Genomic DNA, 21,131 nt, shown 5'->3' with positions numbered 1-21,131 from the left:
ACATATGAACGAATTAGATTTTAAAGACTTGAGTGACAAGGCAATTAAAAGTATTAATGACCAACTATCCTTTGATGTACGTACATCTTTTATTAGTGACGCAACAGAAGTATATATGAGACGAATGTTTATGTTTTATCATCAAGAATTGATTGAAAGAGGATTGTTGAACTGTCGTCAAAGTGACGAAGGTTAGGTCCCGAACACTTGTAAAATCGGCTAAACAACACTGTAAATAAATAGTTTGGGACCTTTAATTTTAAATAAAAGACTGATTTGATTTTGTGGCACAATGTAGCCATCTGTGTCCATTCGTATTACATTGTGCCACAAACATAAGGAGTACTTTAAATAAGTGAAAGATAAATTAGTTTTTGGTCGTAGCCTTTTGCTAACGGTATATCAAGAAATAAACAAGCAAGCAGAATCACTTTTAGAGGATGTAATTGAGAAGTCTAGAAAAAGCGACGAAACATATATAGTGGATATAGGCGGTATTACCCAAACTGATGTAATGACCAAAATACTTATTGACACTGGACTAAAAAACAATATGTGTGTTGTTCTTGGACGTGGTGTTGTGAATCCCTTTAAAAAATCTGGTCACCATAAGCACATTTACAAAGAAGCTGATTTTAATCTAACAAATCCATCTAAAAGACCAAATGAAATTCTAGTATCTGCAAATGTTGATATTGATAATCTGGCGTTGTCGGATAAGGACAGAATCGTAGGCGGCTTTATGGATCACGACAAATATAGACGCAAAGTAGAACGCTTGACTAAATTGAAAAAGAAATTGAGAAGGGAGGTGAAAAGAAATGGGTTACGTTCTGACTGATTTTTGAGTTTACTCTGATTATCCTAAACAATTCAATATAAAAAAGGAGAGAAGAATTAAATGAGCATTATGCATCTATTTTTTAGAAAGCGCATTGAACAGATTGAAACTAGTGCCTACACACAAGGAGTGCAAGAAGGTATTTATAAAGGAATCGAACTTATGAGGAAACCCAATAAAGGAGTGTTTGTCCCGTCTTCTTTTGGTGGAGGGAACACAAAGTATCTTTGTTCGGATGGGAAGTTAAGAGGATACAAAGAAAAAATGTTGTATGAAACAAATAAAAAGATTTTCAGTAAGGATACTTTGATGCGTTAAGTGATTATTTCACCAAAATAAAAATACATAATAAAAAGGATGAATTATATAATGGTAGATTTCAAAGAATTTGATGAAGAAGAATTTAGTAAGGACGTAGAATATTTTATTGCAAGTGGTCACAATAAAAAAGAAGCCGAGTATCTTGCACAGAAAGTTATGCTTGCTAAGAAAGATTGCGAATTGAGTAAGCTGTTTAGTCGTGTGTATGAAGAAAATTCTCATACAATTATTAAAAACGATATCGATAAGTTGCATTATCAAGCGCTAAAAGAAAATAAAGTCAATGATGCATGGAACAAAGCTCCTATTAAAGCTGCTAATACGAGTTCTCTTATTGGTGAATCGTTGAAAGAGTTGGCTAAAACTATCATCAATACAGAGTATGTCACTATTGAAGATCCAAATGGAAAATACATTATTAAGCTCAATGGATATCAAATGAAACTTTATAAACTTGTTGACTAGAATGAACTTATTCAGTGCCTACTAATACGGTAGGTGCTGAAGTTATTAAAATTAAAAGGGAGAATGATAAATGAATGAAAAAAACTATCCACAACTTGGGGATACATTGGATACATATCGGTTACATTTTGGAGTTAATCACGGTAATAATAATCTGGCTAGATTTTATCATGAAGGATTGAATATTGTTTGTGCTGTCAATGAGAATCAACAAGTTTATAACATTTCTGCTGAAGCGGATACGTTTCATAAAGCAAAAGAACAGGCTGAAAAGTTTCTAACGCATGATGCTGTATTGATAGAGACATTCCAGTTTGATGGTGATGCAGTATGGCAGTATCATAGCGATACATTAAAGGAATTAGACTTAGAAAAGAATTATGAATCAGGATATGCATTGATTTACATTAATGAATTTGATGGTGATTGCTTTGCATCATTTACAGTAGCAAGTGGAAAAGAAGTCTAAATAAAATAATAGTTTTATGAGAAAGGAAAAGACCAAACTGACAAATTTAATTTGTGATTTTTTAAATGATATTCAGAACAAACATATATATACTCATGAAGATATTATCAGTGGAACTCTAGGCGAACATGTATATATTTCCTCTTTGTATGAGAAAGCTAAATTGTATTTTAAAATGAAGGAAAATGGAATAATTTTAGAAACAAATATTGATGAACTTATTTAGGTCTAAATAATGAAAATACATAGATTAAAGGGGATAATAAAATATTGAAAAAGTCTGAACTAGAAACAGTCAGTTACTTGTTTGCTACTATTTTGAGTGAACAAGGATTGAAAGATGAGGCGACACTTAGAATTATTAGTTTAGCCCAAGAAAAATTGATTAGCAACAGTTCCGCAGATGAAGCCATTGGAATGTTAGGTGGCAATGATGAGTATTGAACTAGATACATACATAGAAGAAAAACAAGCGAACAGTACATACATAGAAAACGAAATACTTAAATCGTTAGAATCATATCCCCCCCTTTTGAACGTAAAGCATATACAAGAAATTATGCAAATTGGAAAGGCAGCAGCCTATACAGTGTTGAATTCAGGTGAATTCCCTACCTTAAAAATAGTCAATCAGTTGAGAGTAGCAAGACCTTATTTCGCAAAATATCTAATTGAATCATCTACATATAAGGATGCATAAATAATGCATAAAAAAAGAACACACCAAGCAATCTGATTTTGCTGAATGTGTTCTTTTTTTATTGTTAATTGGACACACAGTGGTCACGGCAGCGAAAAAACGAAGTGATTTTTATTGGTTTAAGATGAGACGAAATGAGAAGGTGAGAGATAGAATCCCTTGATAGAATAAGGTTTTTTGAGGTATATTGAGATTATATGAGAAGCTGGAAATAGTGTAGGCAATATGGTGGTTAACCCATCTGGTGAACTGGGTATCATTGATTTTAATAGAATGGATTATGGTGATCCTTGGGAGGAATTCAATAGAATTACCTGGTGTGCAGCATTAAGTCCTTTATTCGCTTCGGGCCGTATCCACAGTTATTTTAATAACCATGTACCTGATTTATTTTTTAGATTAATGGCTCTGTATATTGCAAGCAATCAGCTTTCATCGATTCACTGGGCCATTCCATTTGGCAAAGAAGAGGTAGACGATATGGTGCAACGAGCTGAAGAGGTTTTGGAGGCATATAATTACTTTCAAACCTATATACCGAAATGGTACGTGCCCAGTTACAGCGACTTGTAAAAGCGAAGACCGCCGCTCCTGGGGAGTGACGGTCTTTTTTTTAGCATTCTATTATTGTTTCTTAATCTTGTACGTAAATTCCCAAACGGCTTGATGACCTGAATAACGTCCACGGTTTTCAGTAACCGTCACTCTTAACTTAACGGTAGAACCTTTAGCAGAAACCGAGGAGACCTTTACATTCTTGGTGGCTTCGCCTTCATCAGGAATTTTGTCTTGTTCCTCAGCGTACGCATACAGCTTTATGCTACCATTCGATTTGACCTTCACCTTCACGCTGTTACCTTCACTAATGGATTGATCTGCCACCTGGGCAGCAATGGCCCATTCGTTGCCTACGTGATCGTTGGATACCAAGGTTGCTTGTTGAAACGTAACGATATACGTTGATGTTGCCGAAGCTGCGAGTGCGTACGTTCCGTTGAATATTAAGGATACCACTACCAATAGAATAGCTGATGCTTTCGTCCATACTCTATTCATTCGCCTGTCTCCTTCAGTTGGATATATTGAGGAAATTCCCTCTATTCTAATTATCGTTTGCATCAAACAGAATTGTTAATGGTTGGTAAAAAAAGAATTTGACTTCTTATTGCATCACTTGTGATCTAACATGATTATGACTTGAATTTATTTAGTAGAGAAAGGGAAGGGAAAATCTGATGAAAAAAATATATAGCGAACAAGAACTCATAGATATGACTATTAAACAGCTTGAACAAACTTCAATATATGAAGACCAGTATGAGCAATATGTAAGACGACCTTTCCGTACGGATTTTTATGATGATCTGAGCCCGTATGTGCAAGTGGGCAAGCGGGGTTATACGCTCCAGATGTATGAAAGAGGCATACAGATGCTGAACAAGCTTACGAAAGAGGAAGAGGATGTGATTTATTGGATCATCGAAGATACAATTCACATCATTGCTCATCTAAATTTACTTCGCAAATATAAAGTGGATAACATAAATACTCATTTAAAATATACCAAGGAAATCACGAAGGAGCTGACAACTGCAATGAACAAAGCATTTTATGAAATTGGAGGAATCTACCAGGAATGGCATGAAGCGAATAGAAGGGGAGCACTGGAGAACCCATTAAAGTAAAACAAAAAAATAAAGAAACAGTTGACAATCACTAATATAAAATTTACAATTTTATATTAGTGATATTGATAATCATTATCACTAATTTTAAGTATGTTTTGCACTTACTATATTTCAAAGGAGATTTACAACATGCATCGTATGATGAACAAGAAATTTCACATGATTTTATGTGCACTATTCGTAGTGATTTTTGTTATTTCAGGTTGTGGGAATGCTGGCAGTTCCTCTGATTCATCTGCTAAACCCGCGTCGCCCACGAAGGAAGAGGTAAGCAGTGATTCTGATACGCGTACAGTCTCTACGGTAAAAGGAGATGTGAAGGTGCCCGCTAATCCTCAACGGGTAGTAGTGAACTGGTATGTTGGCGATGTATTTACACTAGGGATTAAGCCGGCCGCAGTCATGGGGTGGAAACAAGAAACGATGCCTTTTTACGATAAGTTTAACGACATCCCCAATATCGAAAAGTGGGAAACTGAGGAAATTATGAAGTATGATCCTGATCTCATCATTACATATGATACAAAGGATTATGATAAGCTCTCTAAAATTGCGCCTGTTCTTGTGATACCTGAGGATAAAATGACCTCCCTAGAACGTTTGAAATTTCTTGGTCAGGCCACAGGACATGAAGCAGAAGCAGAAAAAGTGATTTCACTGTTTGAAAGCAAGCTGAGTCAGGCCAAAGAAAAACTAAATTCCGACATATTCAAGGACAAAACGTTTAGCATTTTCGAGGACTGGGGCAGTGGCTCCTATGGAATTTATTATGAAACAGGCTCACGTGGAGGAACGTTGCTTTACAATTATCTTGGACTTCACAAACCGGAAAAGCTCAACACATTGGTTAAAAGCTCCGGAGAGCGTCGAGGTTCTTTATCCTACGAGGTAGCTGCTGAATACTTTGGAGATTATGTCCTTTGGTTTAAGCAGGAAGGCAAAGAATCCGAATATGCGAAGACAAAAATCTGGAGCAGTATTCCAGCCGTTAAAAACGGACATATCATCGAAATTCCAGCGAAATATGCAGGACTGTTCTATTATTCGGACGTTGCTAGTATGACGGGGCAGCTAGATTATATTATTAGCAAATTGCTGGAACAGACTAAGTAACGTTGCATAATTGACCAACTAAGGGTGTAATCGATGTCTACTCACAAAGAACCAAATAAAAAAGGAATATTTCATTTTATAGGCTATATGATCATGGGCGTGTTCCTGCTCCTGGTGGTTACCGCAGCATCTATTACCTTTGGTGCTGCGGAAATGAGCTTGAAGCTGGCGTGGGGGGCTATATTTCAGTTTGATCCCAACATTACGGAACATCAGATTATTCACACCTTGCGTTTTCCACGTACCGTGGCAGATATCATAGTAGGGTGCAGCTTGGCTGTGTGTGGGGCAATTATGCAGGGAACCACTCGTAATCCACTAGCGGATTCGGGACTCATTGGCATAAGTTCAGGCTCGACATTTGCTATTGCGTTATGTATGGCCTTTTTGCCTGGTCGTACTTACGGAGAAACTATGCTGTATTCTTGCCTAGGTGCAGCAATCACTACTGGCATCACGTATTACATCGCTTCTATAGGCAAGCGAGGAATGACGCCTCAGCGACTGGTGTTAGCAGGAATGTCCATCTCCATGCTTTTTGGTGCGTTTAGTACGTTTATCGCTATTAAGTATGAGATTGGCCAAGCCCTTGATTACTGGTCTGCTGGTGGTACAGCCAGTGCCAAGTGGGGCGAATTAGCTTTCATTGCGCCACTGTTTGTAGTGGGTTTGGTCTGTGCCATCGCGCTTTCTCCCTCGATTACGATTTTGAGCTTCGGGGAGGATGTGGCATCAGGCTTGGGTATTCGTGCGAATAGGATTAAGCTGTTTTCAACCTTAATTGTATTAATTTTAACAGGGTTATCGGTTATTGTGGTCGGCCCTGTTGGCTTCGTTGGTTTGATCGTGCCACACATTATGCGCCATCTGGTCGGAACAGATTATCGGTATATTATCCCGGCCTCAGCTTTGTATGGAGCAGTCTTTCTGTTGGCGGCGGATTTACTCGGACGACTGATCAATCGCCCTCACGAAACACCCCTTGGCATTATTTTTGCCTTGGTGGGCGTACCCTATTTTCTCTACCTTGTGCGCAAGCAGAGGAGGGAGTTTAGTTGAAACTGTCCCGTAATACCAGGGGGATTAGCATTATTTTACTGTTAGTAGTGCTGACGCTGCTAGTGGCTGTACTCAGTATGAATGTTGGGAAAATGAACCTTTCTCCACTCGAAGTTATCAAGGTCATCATTGGCGAAGGAACGAGCAAACAGAACCTGATCGTGTTTGACTTTCGACTGCCACGTATTGTGCTTTCTATATTGGTAGGTATTGGCATGGGGATATCAGGCTGTATTATGCAAAGCTTGCTCAAAAACGACATGGCTAGCCCGGGGACGCTCGGCATCAGCTCAGGCTCAGGGTTATTTGTACTTATGTATATTACGTTGTTCGCTAGTGAAGGATTGCTATCGCCTATTCTTCTTCCAGGACTGGCTTTTGCAGGCGGCCTTACGGCAGCATTTTTGATTTTTATGTTTGCTTTCAGGCGGGGAAGAGACATCTCGCCTACAGGCTTAATTTTAACCGGTGTCGCTATGGGCAGTGGCTACAGCGCATTATCTCTGATGTTGACACTCCGGCTAGACAAGCAACAGTATGACTTTGCTCTGAGATGGCAGGCTGGAGACCTGTGGGGGGACGACTGGAGCTATATTATGGTGCTGCTCCCGTGGGTGCTTATCATTTGCTTTTACGTTTTTTACAGGTCGAACACACTCAATACGTTGAATTTGGGGAATCAGACAGCATCGGGGCTCGGCGTAGCAATTAAAAGGGAGTTTATCGGCTTGACGATTGCTGCCGTTGCGCTCGCTTCTGGTAGCGTGGCACTTGGCGGAAATTTCTTTTTTGTAGGCATGGTCAGTCCCCATCTAGCACGCAAGCTAGTAGGACCCAATCATAAGCTATTGCTACCTACGACGGCATTAGTTGGTGCACTCGTCATTTTGATTGCTGACACACTTACTCGGACGATTAGTTTTGGAGCTGATATTCCAACCGGAATTATTATCACCATACTGGTTACCCCTTATTTCCTTTACTTGCTGTCGAAAGCCAGTTAAATGCATAATGAAAAGACGCTAACCCATGTCCATGCAAAATATGGCTGGGTTAACGTCTTTTTTATTGTTCTTTGGGCGATTCTTCATTGTCATAACTCAATTGCCATTCAATTCCAAACTTATCTTTAAGGCTACCATAGCATTTGCTCCAGAATGTTTCTTGAAGCTCCATGTTTACGGTCCCCCCTTCTTTTAACTTATGGAAGTACGATCGAATTTTCTCTTCGTCCTTATTGACGATGGCGAGGCTGATGTTGTTTCCGGCTACGAAAGGCATACCAGGAAAAACGTCTGAAAACATGACATTACTACCATCAATTTGAAGCCGCGTGTGCATGACCAAATTTTTGGCTTCTTCTGGTAGAGGATAATCGGGATTGGGTGGTGCTTCACCGAACGTCATGATATGTGGTTTCTCAGTCCCAAATGCCTCTGCGTAAAACTCCGCTGCTTCGCGACAGTTTCCATTAAAGTTAAGATAAACATCAACAGACATGTGTTTCACTCCTTTATGGCTGATTTTTTACTTGCAAATTCTCACCTATCATTATTAGCCTGTGCAGAAGCAAAAATACTAAGTGTTCATTGACTTTCTAACGTGTAGCCGTTAAGGGGGATGTTAGCGTCTTTTTAAGGGATTGGAATTAAAGTAACCCGCAAAAAGACTGCTTGCTCTTAAGCAAACTATTTTGCGGGTTATTATATGGCTTGTTTAGAGGGAAATCAGGTTTGGAGTGGCAGGGTGATAGAGCAGATGACGTGAAATATCGCCGGGATGCTGTACGAAAAGTGGTCCCCAAGCAGGATTGGTATCGTGCATCAGCTTTAACAGGGACAGCATCCGATTTAATATAACCTGCAGATCCGCTTCCCGGGAAAGTCCCTCAGTAACAGCAGCAGCTACCACATGCGCGGCGTAGAAGCCAGAGCGGTGCTCGTCGGTAAGAGAACCGGTGGTTTGCAGCAAGGTACGTAAAAGTGCGGCGACGCTCTCATCCTCGTTTCTCCAGTTTTGGATTTCATCCAGACTGTGATTTTCAAGGCTTGCAAGTTTAGTCTTCATAATGGCTTCAGCTACAATTCGTGCAGAACGTTTTGCTGTATTAGCGTCGATGGCTCTGCCGTTAAGCTTAATATTTGATAGATCCTTGTCGACTTCCGATTCAATGACTTCTGCCCATGCTCCAGCTTGGTCGAATTCCAAAAGTGCAGTGGCGTAGGCACCCAAATATCCCCGTAAAATATCTGCAGCATGTGGATCACGGGTAGGTCCTTCATTTCGAAGTTGAGCTCTTCCCGAAAAGGCGGCATTCATACCCCGGAAATAACCGATTAAGCCAATGGCAGCTGCTGGTCCCAGATTAAGGACACCCAATACATCCGAGGCGGTTTCATCGATGCGGGAAGCCCAGTAGTCCGGTAGTCCTTGTCCGATGTTTTCGCTGTTTAATCTGTTTCTAACGACATTGGCCAACTCTTGAATTAGACCCAGATCAGCATGCAAAATGTCATGACCACATACTTCATGAGGGATACTGGACCAAGCCAGCAGTCCATTTGTCGCATGCGCAGGAGGAAGACTGACAATCGCTGCTTGCACTTTAAATACTGCTGTGGCATCAGCGGGCCATGTGTACGGGCCATTTTCCGGCTCTCCCCATTTAACAAGTGCTGGAATAATACTGAGATCCGGTTCTTTTATTCCTTCACGATCTTCTGCGCTAAGAAAACCGTCATACAGGTCACTCACAATCTCCTGAAAAGCATCGGTCGCAAGTGCATTGTAGCCTTCTCCGTTTTGCAGAATGCTCTGAGCGATATCCAGCATGAGTCCGGCAGCTCTAGTTCTACTTGGGTCCTGAATCAAAATTTCAGTGAAGCCCTGTTGCCCAAGCTTGTCCAATTCCTTAATAAACGGAATCGCGACCGTTTCCTGATATATTTTCGGCAGTTTGGCTTTTGCCGCATGGAGTCTTCCCATCAATTGGTGATAATCCGTAGGGGCTGCCGGCCCCTGAAGATTGGAGAGAACCGCCTTTTTCACATTTTCGATACAAACAGACATGTTGGATACGTCGGGTTTGGTAACAGCGGTGATGCGATTTCTTTCGAGCATTCCTTGCATAATTAGATGACCTCCCAGTTTTTTTTGAATTAAACTACAACAGTTTACTCTGTACTCCACAAATGCTTCGCCTGACATTTTCCATCACTAAAAGTTAAAAGATAGAGATCCGGATTCGTGATTTCCTCCAGAATAAAATCTGGAGCATAATGATGCAGCAGGAGTGTTATGATCAAGCGATGGGTGACTAACAGAAAGGTGTGTCGACCGCTCTCCAGCAATTCTTCCGTTAAGGCAGTGACCCGGGTGTTAACCATTTTTTCAGACTCTTCAGCCGTAACTTCGGGCACCCCTCGTTCTCTAAGACGATCTTCAGGTGGATCAAGTTTGATGTTTAATCGTTCTTCAATGATTTCCGCTGTCTGCCAAGCTCGTTTATACGGACTGGAAATCAAACGGTCTACATGCAAGCCATCCATATGCAGTAGAAAATCCGCCAACTGCTTGGCTTGCTCGAAGCCCTCTGGAACTCTGAGCGGAGCATCCGGCTCATTACCAGTCCCAATACCGTGACGAACCACAAACAGCCTTACGTCATTATTCATACTGTATCCTTCTTTTCTAGAGAAAATTAGCCATTTAAGTGGGGGAAAAGAAAGCTTTTTTCGCGGCCTACAATAACATGTGTGAGCTTTCACATGATTATGTGCTCCTTTATTTGGCACAGTTTATGCTTCAATTTTTTAAAACAAATGGGCATTATGATCAAAGTAATGGTATGATAGCTTAGTTAAATCTGAACGACTAGTAATGGAGTGATCATATGGGTGGAAAAAGCAAGGGCGGCGGGACCGGCAGAGGTACAGGTAGTAAGGGCTGGACACGCTGGAACAAAACTGCGAAGCCAGTAAGGACAAAAAGCGCTTCTACAAGCGCACCGGGAAGCAAAGCGGCAGGTGGCACAAAAGGCGGCACTGCCAAACCAACAAGGAATAAAAGCGGCGGCAGCAGTAGCAAATAAGCCGGGAAAGTATAAGTTGTCGTAAACGGCGAACATCTGATTAAGCAAGAACAATCAGGTGTTTTTTTAATTATTTTACTTATACTCGCATATTATAATCAGAAGCAGGTGAATCGTGAGAATTAACAAGTACATAAGTGAGACAGGATTTTGCTCACGTCGGGAAACCAATAGGTTGATTGCAGCAGGACGAATTACGATTAATGGAAATGTTTGTGAAGCGGGCGCAGAAGTAGAGCCACAGGATATCGTGCTGATTGATGGAAAAGCTATTCCGCTTAATTCCATTGAACCTGTATATTTGGCTCTGAATAAGCCTATAGGCATTGTTTGTACCGCAGCGGAGCAAGTGGCTGGCAATATTATTAGTTATGTCAATTATCCTTCACGTATCTTTGCCATTGGCAGGCTGGATAAAGCGTCAGAGGGACTCATTCTATTAACCAACGATGGAAGCATTGTGAATCAAATGATGCGTTCCGAGCATGGTCATGAGAAGGAATATATAGTGACTGTAGACAAACCTGTTACAGACGAGTTTACGCAGGCCATGTCTCGCGGCGTTGAAATATTGAACGTCATTACCAAACCGTGTAAGGTTGATCGTACGAGCGAATACGAGTTTCGCATTATTTTGACGCAGGGTCTGAACTTGCAAATTCGCAGAATGTGCAAGGCATTGGGCTACAGGGTGCTAAAGTTGGAACGTATTCGAATTATGAATATTACCTTGGATCATCTGGAACGTGGGCAATGGAGACATCTGGAGAGGGAGGAACTGGAGTTACTTCTTGCTAAATTGCAATAATGATTACAACAAGAGCAAGTCCCCTAGCCCAATAGGCGTCTTCCATGTCCTTTGGACGTGGTGGAGAGGCTGGAATTGGACAGTATGTTCATACGGTCAATGCAACTTTAGTGATACTTTTTACGGAATTTCAACGAGCCGCCTACCTTACCCACCAGCCATAGCACAATAGGAAACACGATACCGAAAATCATGGCGTAAAAAGGCCATACTGAAAAAAACTTGATTAAAAATTGCATATTTGGCCAAATAGAATGAACCATTGCCATTGCGATTAGGATCAGAGGAACTAAGAGAGAGTTAGCGCTTCGAAGACGAAAAGCATCTGCAAGCCCTTGCGCTGAAACATATAAAAGCAATGCGAGTCGAAAAAAAATGGTAACAAACCAGAACACTGCAACGACAATTTCAAACCGTTGAAGAAACTCCCCGTTACTGATTGTTCGGCTAATAAAATAAGTAGGAAACGTCAAATTAGATACAACACCTTCACTCATCACGGCGATTATTTGTAGAACCATGAAAAAATACATGCCGCCGCTAATCAAAGCACATGTAATCACTGTCTTTCTCCACTTCTTTGGATCGGGAATGTACTGTGCAAAAAAAAGATACAGAATTGCTTCAAGGTAGGGAAAGGCAAACAAATTGAACGAAGCGAGAACGATAGGGTTCAAACCATACTCAAAAATAGGGAGCACATTATTTATGTTGGTCTCAGGAAGAAGGGTAATCCTGACCAAAAGATATAGAACCAGAAGGAAAAAAAACAGGATTTCCGCACAACGGCCAATTACAGCAGGGCCTGATCGAACGGCGAAATAAATGACTATAAGCATGATGAAATATATCGCGTCGGAGGGAGTTTCCGGCATAATATCTATTGTGATAAAGTCACCTAGATTTCGAAGCGTCATGATGAACACAAGAAAGGGAAAGAAAAAAATGAAAACGATGCTAATCGTCCCGCCCAAGGGACCGAAGAGGCAACGGAGATGCTCTACGAAAGATTTCCCCTGTATTTGCCTAGCGATGGAGGCATATAAAGGTATCAATAACAGATGGAAACCTAAGGAGACTGGGATGGAGAGCCAGGCATCTTGTTTAGCGGCAGCAGTAATTGCCGCTGGGAGCACCAGATATGCGCTTCCTATTTGATATAATGTAAACCACATAATAGCTTGTCGAACGGTCAAGTTGGAATTCATTCCAATGCCCCCTTAAGATAACATTTCTATAAGTAACCGGCTTACCGGTTGGAATAGGATTCGAATGCCCGTCAGTGGAGTCGGCAGTTCAATGTTGGCGATCCGTAGGATAATCAATATAACGCCTATAGTCAACAATACCGAGCTGAATACAATTTCACGCACATATTGTTTCTTCTTGAATTTTTTAAACTCATACAGCGATGTTAAAATGGAACTTACGAGAATCACATAAAGCATATGTATTCACTCCTGATTGTGTAGTCCCATATCGATTGGACTGGTGATTTCTCCGAACCGGATCAAACGATAATTGAGCTGAATATCCACTTTAAGCGTTTGGAATTTTTGTGGCCAATCCTCTTTCCATTTATGCCATTCACGTGGGTACTTGCGGTGAAGAGCTTCTCCAAACCCGAATATATCGGAACCGATTTGTTGTGCGTACGAAATGCCTTCCTTCAAAGACTGTTCCAGATGCTCTTTAGCTGATTTTTGAAGATCTCTAAATGTCTCTTCATTCTTAAGGTTGACATTGCACGAGACCGTTCCGATATTGGATTCTGTATCCACAATAAGAGAAATGTGCGGCTCATGGTCTATTATTTCTGGACGCATCTTTACTTTGGAACGGATTACTTCAACAACAAATTTTCCTTTGGAATTCGGACAATCGATGGAAGCTACGGTGCTGGAAACACGGTTGGATATATAGGTAAAGGCTTTACTTTGTGAATCATCCATCCAATCGATAAGTCGGTCGCCCTTGAAAACACCAATTCCAGTGAAAAAATATTTAACATGTTGGGGCGACTTTGTCACATTATCAATAGTTAGACCTTTTTCTAGGTTTGTCAGTCGAATACCGGTGAGAACCGGTTCAATGCCATCCTCTGTAAATTTTTGTAAAATATCTTTCACATTGACCGCGGAAGTTGGAGCCCATGCTTTTTCAGAAAGCCTTAATGCCTTATACATATCCATTGCAGGCAAGACCTCGGTCGGAGCTACAAAAGTAACGGCCTCCTTTGCCGTGTTTCCTCTGACAACGGCCAAATAGAAATCAGGCCGAACTTCATGATCACGGAACAGAAAGTCCAGCGGCTCCTTGATTCCTTTTTTGGCCGTTTTTTCATCAAAAATAACAAACTTTAAGTGAGACATATACATTTTTCGGGACGATTCCGTTGTTAATTTTCGAATAGCTTCAAATATGGTATCGGCGCGTTTGGAAAAAACGATCGTTGGCGTCCGTTCCATGGGGGAATTCTGAGACATTTGCGATGGGTCAACCACTTGTAAACTGACTTCATATTGGTCATCAACTGCATCAATGCCCATAGCCATCACGACGGAAATTGCGCTCAATTCCTTACTGTTCCAGCAACCCGTAAGAAACACCATTAGCCAGATGCACATAAACAGTAATAAAATGGTGGATCGATACGAGTTCATGATGGTCTACTCCTTTAGTTTTTGCGATGTTTTTTTTTAGTTCTATATGGAAAACGTAATATGGCGTCCCTCTGCTCCGACGATTTGTAATTGGCAAAGGGGCTCAAATACGGTACACCGAACGAATGAAGCCCATTCAGATGCACAAAGAGCATGAGGATACCAACAGTCAATCCGTACACACCAAACATAGCGGCTATGGCTATGAAAGCGAAACGTAATATCCGGATTGGAATAGCAAAGGTGTACGAGGGAATGACAAAGCTCGAAATGGCAGTTATTGCAACAACAATGACCATAACAGCCGAAACGATGTTTGCTTCTACAGCTGCCTGGCCGATCACTATTGACCCAACAATTGAAACGGCTTGACCGACCGTCCGTGGCATACGAAGACCTGCCTCCCTCAGAATTTCAAAAACCACTTCCATGATCATCGCCTCAATAAATGCTGGAAACGGTACTCCTTCACGTTGCGCGGATAAGCTTAATAACAAAACTGTTGGAATCATATCCTGATGGAATGTCGTTAATGCGACATAAATGGCCGGAGCCAACATACAGATTGCTAGACAGATGTACCTTAATATTCGAATGATACTACTGTAAATAAAGGATTGATAATAATCTTCTGCGGATTGAAGGAAATCTGCAAACACCGCAGGTGCAAGGATGGCGAAGGGAGATCCATCCACAAATATCGCAATTTTCCCCTCCATAATTCCTGCTGCAATAGAGTCTGGGCGATCAGAATTATAAAAGAGCGGAAATATCGTGAGTTGCTTATCTTCATGGAGACATTCTTCCAAATATTCGCTTTCAAGCACGCCTTCTACATGCATGTTCTTTAACTTGGATATCATGTCCTGCACCTTTTTTGGGTCAGCGACCCCATGTAAATACATGACAGATACATCGGTCTTGGTTTTTTCGCCAACTTTTACCGTAGTTAGACGTACTCTTGTATCCTTCACCCTTCGACGAACCATAGTCGTATTCGTACGTAAAGTTTCTGTAAACGCTTCTTGCGGACCTCTGACCACAGGCTGCGTCTTCGAGTCCGTAATGCTGCGTTCTTCCCATCCAGGCAAAGAAATGACCAATCCTTCATCCGTATCGTTCAGTAGTAGGAGAAGACTACCTGAGAGGATCTGTTCCAAGGCATCTTCAAAGTTTTGAGTAAAGCTTGCTTCACCAATGTCCAAAATTGCGTTTTTCAATAACGGTAAAGTGATCTCGTCAGAGGAAACACGATCATGCAACGGACGGATCACGTTGTCCTGTACCTTTTGCATGTCAGTCATTCCATCCAAATAAAAAAGAGCGGCGTGTTTATGGCCAGTCGTGATCTCACGAACAATAAAATCCGAACTGTTTCCCATGAAGTCACAAATGAGATCGATATTCTGGCATAATTGTCTTGAAAATTTGGTATGTAACTTCATTTTCACCCTCCTCAGATACGTAGTATTAACAATAATCCGAAATAATACCACAATAATCCATGATTATGTTTGTTGTCGGTAAGGTTAAAAACATCTTTAACGGTAGAGGATTCGGGCTAAGTAATTTTTGAAGACAGCTACGGACAACAAGGAACTGACGATGCAACTCTTGGATAAAGGAAATTTTGATATAGCAAACAGCGTAGCAGAAGGGTGACTACGAAGGGTACAATACCTGCAATAATATACTATATGCCATTTATCTTAAGATGTATTATTTCATGAGAATACGTTAAAGGAGTTTTCCTCATGAATATTACATCTGTTTTAATTTACTGCTTTATTGCCACTTTTACACCAGGTCCAACTAATATCGTTATACTATCTACAGTCCATAATTTTGGGGCAAAAAAAGCAATGAAATATACGTATGGAGCAACTCTAGCTTTTGGTTTATTACTTGTTATTTCTGCTATATTGAATACAATGCTTATAACGATCATACCGAAAATTTTAATTGTTATGCAGATAATCGGAAGCTGTTATATGTTCTATCTCGCCTATCAAGTTTACAAAATGGATACATCCAATCCAACCGTAAACCAATCAGCTACCTTTATGTCAGGCTTCTTTATGCAGTTTCTAAATCCAAAGGTAGTACTATTTACAATGACTGTAATTCCTAGTTTTATTATGCCCCACTATATCGCAATACCTGCGGTGACGATAAGTATTGTCGCTATAACGCTTATTGGTTTTTTAGCATTTGTGACATGGGTTCTTTTCGGTGCAATCTTCAAGGAGTTTTTACAGAAGCATAAAAAGACTGTTAATATAATGATGGCCTTATTTTTAGCCTATGCGGCCATAATGATATGGATGTAGGTAAGCTTGTTAGGGGTGATTGAAATGGACAAATTTATCTATAAGAAATCAGCAGGTATTACTGCATTATCAGCAAGTCTTTCTGAATTTAAGTATAAGAAGCACTCTCACATGGAGTATGCAATAGGCGTAACATTGCGTGGAATTCAAGAGTATACCTTGGATGGCAGCTTACAGTTATCCTATCAAAATGGTGTGATGCTTTTTAATCCAGAACAGGCGCATGACGGAATGGCACATAATAAGGTGGGGCTTGATTATGTCATGCTATATATTGAGCCACAATTGCTTTTGGAGATTATTGAGCACAAGGATATCGTACGGTTTTCAACGCCAATTGTGTATGACTATAGCCTTGAACAAAAAATATTAAGTCTTTCTAAGGCTATCTTAAGCGAAAAAGATGAGGCTTTGTGTAGCGAATTACTTTTATCCTTGACGGATAGCCTTTTTCAAACCAATCTTTCTACAGACAATAAGAAAGAGAACGTGTTAATTCGAATAGCGAAGGATATGATTCATACCAACTTAGAACATGTACTTAAACTTGACGAGATATGTAAAGAGCTTAATTTATCGAAATTTCAGTTTATCCGATTATTCAATGCTCATACTGGAATTTCACCATACCAATACTTTCTTAACTGCAAGATCGAACGTGCAAAGCAGTTAATAGAAAAAAATAGAGATATTTATTCAGCAGTAGCAGAATGTGGTTTTGTTGATTTAACCCATTTAAATAAACACTTTAAAAGTGTATATGGAACAACAGCATTTGAATATATGTCACATTTAAATTGAGGAGGAGGGAATACGTTGAAACAAACTACAGATTTGTTGAAGATGAAGCAAAACAATGAAAAGATTGTCATGTTAACAGCCTATGACTATCCTTCTGCAAAGCTTGCAGAACAAGGGGGCGTTGACGTCATATTGGTTGGTGATTCGCTTGGAATGGTTGTTCTGGGTTACGATTCAACAATTCCAGTTACAATCGAAGACATGATTCACCACACGAAAGCTGTTAAACGAGGAGCGAAGGATACATTTATCATTACGGATATGCCGTTTTTAACCTATCATTTGTCTGTTAGAGATACATTAATCAATGCTGGGGAATTAGTTCAAGATGCCGGTGCCCATGCGGTGAAGCTGGAAGGTGCCGATGAAGTCGTCGAACATATCGCCGCCCTGACAAGAGCAGGAATTCCTGTCTGCTCCCACCTGGGACTGACTCCGCAAACTGTTGGAGTTTTAGGCGGATATAAGGTGCAGGGAAAAGATGCATTAGCCGCTAAAAAATTGCTGGAAGATGCTAAGAAATGTGAAGCGGCTGGAGCATTTGCTCTTCTTTTGGAATGTGTTCCAAGACAACTTGCAGAAGAAGTAACCAAAGCCCTTTCGATTCCGGTGATTGGAATTGGTGCTGGATTGGATGTGGATGCCCAGGTTCTCGTATATCATGATATTTTAGGCTATGGTGTTGAACGGGTTCCTAAGTTTGTGAAACAATACCATTTGCTGAATCCGTTTATATTGGAGTCCATTCAAGCTTATACTGCTGATGTGAAGAATAAACGGTTTCCTGAAGAAAAACATACTTTTACGATGAAGGAAGAGGAACTGAAAGTACTTTATGGAGGTAAGGCTGGTGATTCACGGTACTGAAGATCCGATTATCCCTTATGAACATGGAAAAAATCTGGCTAACGAAATTACAGGTGCGGTTTTACTGAGTTCAATAAAACAGCGGTAGTCTAGGACTTTATTTTTCCGTCCATGGCTGCCGCTGTTTCTATTACTTGGATCATCAGTCTAATGTAGTATCGTTTTACTCTTTGCCATTCCTCGTTCAACTAGTGTTAGGTTCAACTAGCGTTTTCCGTTAGGTAATTAGTAAAAGTACATAAGGGGTTATACAAAATAATGCTTGTTTTCATTAACCCATTGAGTAAATGTTCTGGCTGGCTTGCCTGTAACTTGTTCTACTGTCGGTAGAACGGTATAGGCTCCTTTAGGAGGGTTTTTCCCAATCCCTATAATAAAGTATTCAATAAATTCATTGTCATAGCCTTTGCTTTTCCAATCTTGTTGTACTTGTTCTTCTGTAATTTCAACAAGATCAATGTATTTATCTATAACTACAGAAATTTGTTTAACCATACTTCTTGGAGACAATGCTTCTGGTCCTGTCAAATCATATGTCCGCTTATCATGGCCTTCTTCTGTTAGTGCCTTTACTGCGACATCAGCGATATCAGCTTCATGAATTCTAGCGCTTAAACTATCGGGGAAAGCCGTACGAATAATCCCTTCTTTTTGGATTGATTCTGTCCAACCACTGTAAAGTGCATTTTTCATAAATTCCACTGGCTTTAGTAAAGTCCATTCCATTCCGCTATTTTTAATAACGTCCTCAATTGGGTTCCCTTCAAAATCTAACAGGGCTACAATTCTTGCAACATTAGCTTGTTTTGCCATCTGAATAATTCTTTTGTTTTTTATAAATTTTTCGTCCGATTGTTCACTCTGAGTGATCAGAAACAAGCTATCTATAGTATGGAGATGTGCTTTTATAGTTTCGGGAATATCAAGATCCCCTAGAACTACTTGTGCTCCTTTAGGTAAGTTGCTTTCCTTCCTTGACAATGCCTTTACTTCTATATCTTTTGCAAGTAGTTGTTCAACAATATGACTTCCCACACTTCCTGTTGCTCCTGTAACTAGAACTTTCATTCCTTATATCCTCCCAAGATTAATTATTTAGGTATTACTTTCGATTAGATACTCCTCATGGTCTACTGCTATTTGAAGGTTACTTGGTTATAATAAAGTGTGGTGTAACACCATAGTCAAGGAGGGATTTCATGGAGAATAATGTTCAAACTCATTTAACGTCAGGACAATTTGCAAAAGTGATGGGTATTAGCAAGGATACTTTATTTCACTATGATCGACTTGGAATTCTTTCTCCTGAATTTAAAGCTGAAAATGGGTATAGATATTATTCAATTAATCAAATTGATGTTTTTAAAGTGATCTCAATACTTAAAGAATTAGAAATGCCATTAAAAGAGATAAAAGAGTATTTAAATAAAAGGTCACCTCAGGAGCTCATTGTCCTACTTGAGAAAGAAGAGGCAATGCTGAATTCAAAAATTAAACAACTGCAAAAAATGAAAAGCATAATATCAGAGAAGAAACGAATTACCCAAGCAGCAACTGAGATCATTTCAACTGATATTATTATTGAGGAAAAAAAGGAGGAGTTTTTGGTAGTAACAGAGGCTGATCCTTACACAAATGATAAAAGCATTTACGATTCTATGATAAAACACGAAAAGTACTTGAACATTTATAGTATTGATGCTTCCCATACAGTAGGCTGGATGAGAGATACTACAAGAGTCTTAGCAAATGAAACATTCAATTATGATTATCTTTTTACTAGAGTTAGTAAAAAATCACATTATTCAAATTTCAAGCGAGAAAAAGGAACATATTTAATCGTGTACCATACAGAGGGATACTCAAGCGTATGTGACACTTATGATCGAATAATAAGTTATGCTAAAGATAAGAGCATAGAATTACAGGGATTTTTTTATGAGGATGTTTTGTTAGATGATCTTTCAGTTAGAGGTTATGAAGAGTATTTAATTGAGATCTCTGTTCAAATTTTAAAGATGTAGATTAGAAAACAAAGAGAACCCATTTCTCTACTTACTGTATATAATACTCACGGCAAATCAAACTTTCTTGCTGGTTAAACATCCATGCATCCCAATAAAACATTTTCCTGTACAGACGGAATTCTGCATAAAAATAGATACAGGTTTGTTAGTCGTTGTTGAAGAGGTGGGTAGAGAGGCAATCTCCTTTTTCGGAGATTGCCTTTTTCTATTGGCATGCCCTTATGGGTTATGAAAACTGAGCCATTCTCAGGCACAAGTATCCCAAAGCTCCATCAATTTAGTTATGGCTGCATCAATGTTGTCTAGGGACACACCATCTCTGGCTTCCGTAGATATACCTTCCAGAAAGGTAACGAATAGTGTGGTTAACATGCTAACATTTGTGGATTCTTGAAGTTCTCCGTTCTTGGTAGCTCGCTCAATACGAGCATAGAACTTGTTCCTAGTCACTGCTCTTTGCCTGATCAATAGTTCTCGAATATGAGTGTTTTCTGGCGAACAAGTATTTGCAGAGAATATGACTAAACAACCCAAGGGATGGGTCTGCTCAGTCTGCATGATTGCTGAACTTCTTAAGGCTAATTCAATAGCTGTGCGCGATGAAAGGGAATAGTTTGTAAGGCTTGTCGATACTTGTCCGTATGTAGCCAAATACTGGTCCAGCGCTTCTTTGAATAATGCGTCTTTTGATTCAAAAGCTGCATAAAAGCTGGCTGAGGAGATGCCGCCCATCGCCTTTTTGAGTTGAGCCAAAGAGGTTGATTCAAATCCATGCTCCCAAAACAACATCATAGCTTGGGAGATCGCTTCGTCGCGACTGAATTTACGTGGTCTTCCGGTTCTAACCATGGAGTAGCCTCCTTTTACCTTGTACTTATATACTAATCGA

27 protein-coding genes and 2 pseudogenes are annotated in these 21,131 nt (G+C 40.0%); 19 read left to right on the top strand and 10 right to left on the bottom strand.

All coding sequences use genetic code 11. The features are described from left to right. Nucleotides 1-4: 4 nt before the first annotated feature. The 8 genes and pseudogenes from MHB54_RS27820 to MHB54_RS27785 all read left to right on the top strand — a co-directional run. The gene (locus MHB54_RS27820; RefSeq protein ID WP_340982073.1) at nt 5-196 is read left to right on the top strand and encodes a hypothetical protein; all 192 of its coding nucleotides are present in this window, start codon (nt 5-7) and stop codon (nt 194-196) included. 159 nt (nt 197-355) lie between these two features. After that, nucleotides 356-841 carry a hypothetical protein gene (locus MHB54_RS27815; protein WP_340982072.1) on the top strand — a complete coding sequence of 162 codons (486 nt, stop codon included), beginning with the start codon at nt 356-358 and terminating at the stop codon, nt 839-841. 60 nt (nt 842-901) lie between these two features. Beyond that, complete coding sequence (locus MHB54_RS27810; RefSeq protein WP_340982071.1) at nt 902-1,159, top strand: hypothetical protein; 258 nt, start codon at nt 902-904, stop codon at nt 1,157-1,159. Between the two features lie 51 nt (nt 1,160-1,210). Next, complete coding sequence (locus MHB54_RS27805; RefSeq protein ID WP_340982070.1) at nt 1,211-1,627, top strand: hypothetical protein; 417 nt, start codon at nt 1,211-1,213, stop codon at nt 1,625-1,627. Between the two features lie 70 nt (nt 1,628-1,697). Next, a complete protein-coding gene (locus tag MHB54_RS27800) occupies nt 1,698-2,096 on the top strand; it encodes a hypothetical protein (protein ID WP_340982069.1) in 399 nt (132 codons plus the stop codon). Between the two features lie 270 nt (nt 2,097-2,366). After that, nucleotides 2,367-2,540 carry a hypothetical protein gene (locus MHB54_RS27795; RefSeq protein ID WP_340982068.1) on the top strand — a complete coding sequence of 58 codons (174 nt, stop codon included), beginning with the start codon at nt 2,367-2,369 and terminating at the stop codon, nt 2,538-2,540. Next, on the top strand, nt 2,530-2,796 hold the full coding sequence (locus MHB54_RS27790; RefSeq protein WP_340982067.1) for a DNA-binding protein: 267 nt from the start codon (nt 2,530-2,532) through the stop codon (nt 2,794-2,796). The genes MHB54_RS27795 and MHB54_RS27790 overlap by 11 nt, the downstream gene beginning before the upstream one ends. A gap of 216 nt (nt 2,797-3,012) precedes the next feature. Beyond that, a pseudogene (locus MHB54_RS27785) lies at nt 3,013-3,369 on the top strand (phosphotransferase); the annotation flags it as partial. A 51-nt stretch (nt 3,370-3,420) separates the two neighbouring features. Here MHB54_RS27785 and MHB54_RS27780 read toward each other — a convergent pair. Further along, complete coding sequence (locus tag MHB54_RS27780; RefSeq protein ID WP_028541367.1) at nt 3,421-3,852, bottom strand: hypothetical protein; 432 nt, start codon at nt 3,850-3,852, stop codon at nt 3,421-3,423. Between the two features lie 179 nt (nt 3,853-4,031). On the opposite strand from MHB54_RS27780, the gene MHB54_RS27775 reads away from it, so the two are divergent. The 4 genes from MHB54_RS27775 to MHB54_RS27760 all read left to right on the top strand — a co-directional run bounded on the left by MHB54_RS27775 (nt 4,032) and on the right by MHB54_RS27760 (nt 7,660). After that, nucleotides 4,032-4,481 (top strand): Imm63 family immunity protein, encoded by a 450-nt coding sequence (locus MHB54_RS27775; RefSeq protein ID WP_028541366.1) that lies wholly within the window; start codon nt 4,032-4,034, stop codon nt 4,479-4,481. Between the two features lie 132 nt (nt 4,482-4,613). After that, the gene (locus tag MHB54_RS27770; protein WP_264453815.1) at nt 4,614-5,597 is read left to right on the top strand and encodes an ABC transporter substrate-binding protein; all 984 of its coding nucleotides are present in this window, start codon (nt 4,614-4,616) and stop codon (nt 5,595-5,597) included. A gap of 33 nt (nt 5,598-5,630) precedes the next feature. Next, a complete protein-coding gene (locus tag MHB54_RS27765) occupies nt 5,631-6,656 on the top strand; it encodes a FecCD family ABC transporter permease (RefSeq protein ID WP_025721067.1) in 1,026 nt (341 codons plus the stop codon). Continuing rightward, entirely contained in the window at nt 6,653-7,660 is a 1,008-nt protein-coding gene (locus MHB54_RS27760; protein ID WP_264453814.1) for a FecCD family ABC transporter permease, read from the top strand. The genes MHB54_RS27765 and MHB54_RS27760 overlap by 4 nt, the downstream gene beginning before the upstream one ends. 61 nt (nt 7,661-7,721) lie before the next feature. Here the strand turns inward: MHB54_RS27760 and MHB54_RS27755 are convergent, their stop codons facing one another. The 3 genes from MHB54_RS27755 to MHB54_RS27745 all read right to left on the bottom strand — a co-directional run bounded on the left by MHB54_RS27755 (nt 7,722) and on the right by MHB54_RS27745 (nt 10,330). Next, nucleotides 7,722-8,156 carry a VOC family protein gene (locus MHB54_RS27755; protein ID WP_023988497.1) on the bottom strand — a complete coding sequence of 145 codons (435 nt, stop codon included), beginning with the start codon at nt 8,154-8,156 and terminating at the stop codon, nt 7,722-7,724. Between the two features lie 216 nt (nt 8,157-8,372). After that, complete coding sequence (locus MHB54_RS27750; RefSeq protein WP_264453812.1) at nt 8,373-9,785, bottom strand: hypothetical protein; 1,413 nt, start codon at nt 9,783-9,785, stop codon at nt 8,373-8,375. Between the two features lie 44 nt (nt 9,786-9,829). After that, nucleotides 9,830-10,330, bottom strand: coding sequence for a histidine phosphatase family protein (locus MHB54_RS27745; RefSeq protein ID WP_264453811.1), 501 nt, complete (start codon nt 10,328-10,330; stop codon nt 9,830-9,832). A 218-nt stretch (nt 10,331-10,548) separates the two neighbouring features. Here MHB54_RS27745 and MHB54_RS27740 point away from each other — a divergent pair, with 218 nt between their 5' ends. Then, entirely contained in the window at nt 10,549-10,746 is a 198-nt protein-coding gene (locus MHB54_RS27740) for a DUF3934 family protein (RefSeq protein ID WP_023988500.1), read from the top strand. A 115-nt stretch (nt 10,747-10,861) separates the two neighbouring features. Further along, a complete protein-coding gene (locus MHB54_RS27735) occupies nt 10,862-11,554 on the top strand; it encodes a pseudouridine synthase (RefSeq protein WP_264453810.1) in 693 nt (230 codons plus the stop codon). A 107-nt stretch (nt 11,555-11,661) separates the two neighbouring features. On the opposite strand, the gene MHB54_RS27730 is transcribed toward MHB54_RS27735, so the two are convergent. The 4 genes from MHB54_RS27730 to MHB54_RS27715 are packed head-to-tail and all read right to left on the bottom strand — an operon-like array spanning nt 11,662 to nt 15,662. Continuing rightward, the gene (locus MHB54_RS27730) at nt 11,662-12,762 is read right to left on the bottom strand and encodes a GerAB/ArcD/ProY family transporter (protein WP_023988502.1); all 1,101 of its coding nucleotides are present in this window, start codon (nt 12,760-12,762) and stop codon (nt 11,662-11,664) included. 12 nt (nt 12,763-12,774) lie between these two features. Further along, entirely contained in the window at nt 12,775-13,002 is a 228-nt protein-coding gene (locus tag MHB54_RS27725) for a hypothetical protein (protein WP_023988503.1), read from the bottom strand. A 6-nt stretch (nt 13,003-13,008) separates the two neighbouring features. After that, the gene (locus MHB54_RS27720; RefSeq protein WP_264453809.1) at nt 13,009-14,217 is read right to left on the bottom strand and encodes a Ger(x)C family spore germination protein; all 1,209 of its coding nucleotides are present in this window, start codon (nt 14,215-14,217) and stop codon (nt 13,009-13,011) included. A 14-nt stretch (nt 14,218-14,231) separates the two neighbouring features. Then, nucleotides 14,232-15,662: a spore germination protein gene (locus tag MHB54_RS27715; RefSeq protein ID WP_264453808.1), complete on the bottom strand. Its 1,431-nt coding sequence runs from the start codon at nt 15,660-15,662 to the stop codon at nt 14,232-14,234. 309 nt (nt 15,663-15,971) lie between these two features. On the opposite strand from MHB54_RS27715, the gene MHB54_RS27710 reads away from it, so the two are divergent. The 4 genes and pseudogenes from MHB54_RS27710 to MHB54_RS27695 form a co-directional block, all read left to right on the top strand. Then, nucleotides 15,972-16,547: a LysE family translocator gene (locus MHB54_RS27710; RefSeq protein ID WP_264453807.1), complete on the top strand. Its 576-nt coding sequence runs from the start codon at nt 15,972-15,974 to the stop codon at nt 16,545-16,547. A gap of 24 nt (nt 16,548-16,571) precedes the next feature. Continuing rightward, nucleotides 16,572-17,348: an AraC family transcriptional regulator gene (locus MHB54_RS27705; protein WP_023988507.1), complete on the top strand. Its 777-nt coding sequence runs from the start codon at nt 16,572-16,574 to the stop codon at nt 17,346-17,348. Between the two features lie 15 nt (nt 17,349-17,363). Further along, the gene (gene panB / locus MHB54_RS27700) at nt 17,364-18,215 is read left to right on the top strand and encodes a 3-methyl-2-oxobutanoate hydroxymethyltransferase (RefSeq protein WP_264453806.1); all 852 of its coding nucleotides are present in this window, start codon (nt 17,364-17,366) and stop codon (nt 18,213-18,215) included. Beyond that, nucleotides 18,196-18,285 (top strand): annotated as a pseudogene (locus tag MHB54_RS27695) (alpha/beta hydrolase); the annotation flags it as partial. The gene panB and the pseudogene MHB54_RS27695, both read left to right, overlap by 20 nt. Before the next feature lie 176 nt (nt 18,286-18,461). Here MHB54_RS27695 and MHB54_RS27690 read toward each other — a convergent pair. Next, nucleotides 18,462-19,283 (bottom strand): NAD(P)H-binding protein, encoded by an 822-nt coding sequence (locus tag MHB54_RS27690; RefSeq protein WP_264453805.1) that lies wholly within the window; start codon nt 19,281-19,283, stop codon nt 18,462-18,464. A gap of 131 nt (nt 19,284-19,414) precedes the next feature. On the opposite strand from MHB54_RS27690, the gene MHB54_RS27685 reads away from it, so the two are divergent. After that, nucleotides 19,415-20,239 (top strand): MerR family transcriptional regulator, encoded by an 825-nt coding sequence (locus MHB54_RS27685; protein ID WP_264453804.1) that lies wholly within the window; start codon nt 19,415-19,417, stop codon nt 20,237-20,239. Nucleotides 20,240-20,488: 249 nt separating this feature from the next. Here the strand turns inward: MHB54_RS27685 and MHB54_RS27680 are convergent, their stop codons facing one another. Then, a complete protein-coding gene (locus tag MHB54_RS27680; RefSeq protein WP_076295890.1) occupies nt 20,489-21,091 on the bottom strand; it encodes a TetR/AcrR family transcriptional regulator in 603 nt (200 codons plus the stop codon). Between the last annotated feature and the right edge of the window lie 40 nt (nt 21,092-21,131).

It is taken from the genome of Paenibacillus sp. FSL M7-0802 (assembly GCF_038004945.1).
In the GTDB taxonomy this organism is placed as follows: domain Bacteria; phylum Bacillota; class Bacilli; order Paenibacillales; family Paenibacillaceae; genus Paenibacillus; species Paenibacillus polymyxa_B.
This window is presented reverse-complemented; position numbering and strand designations above follow the sequence as displayed.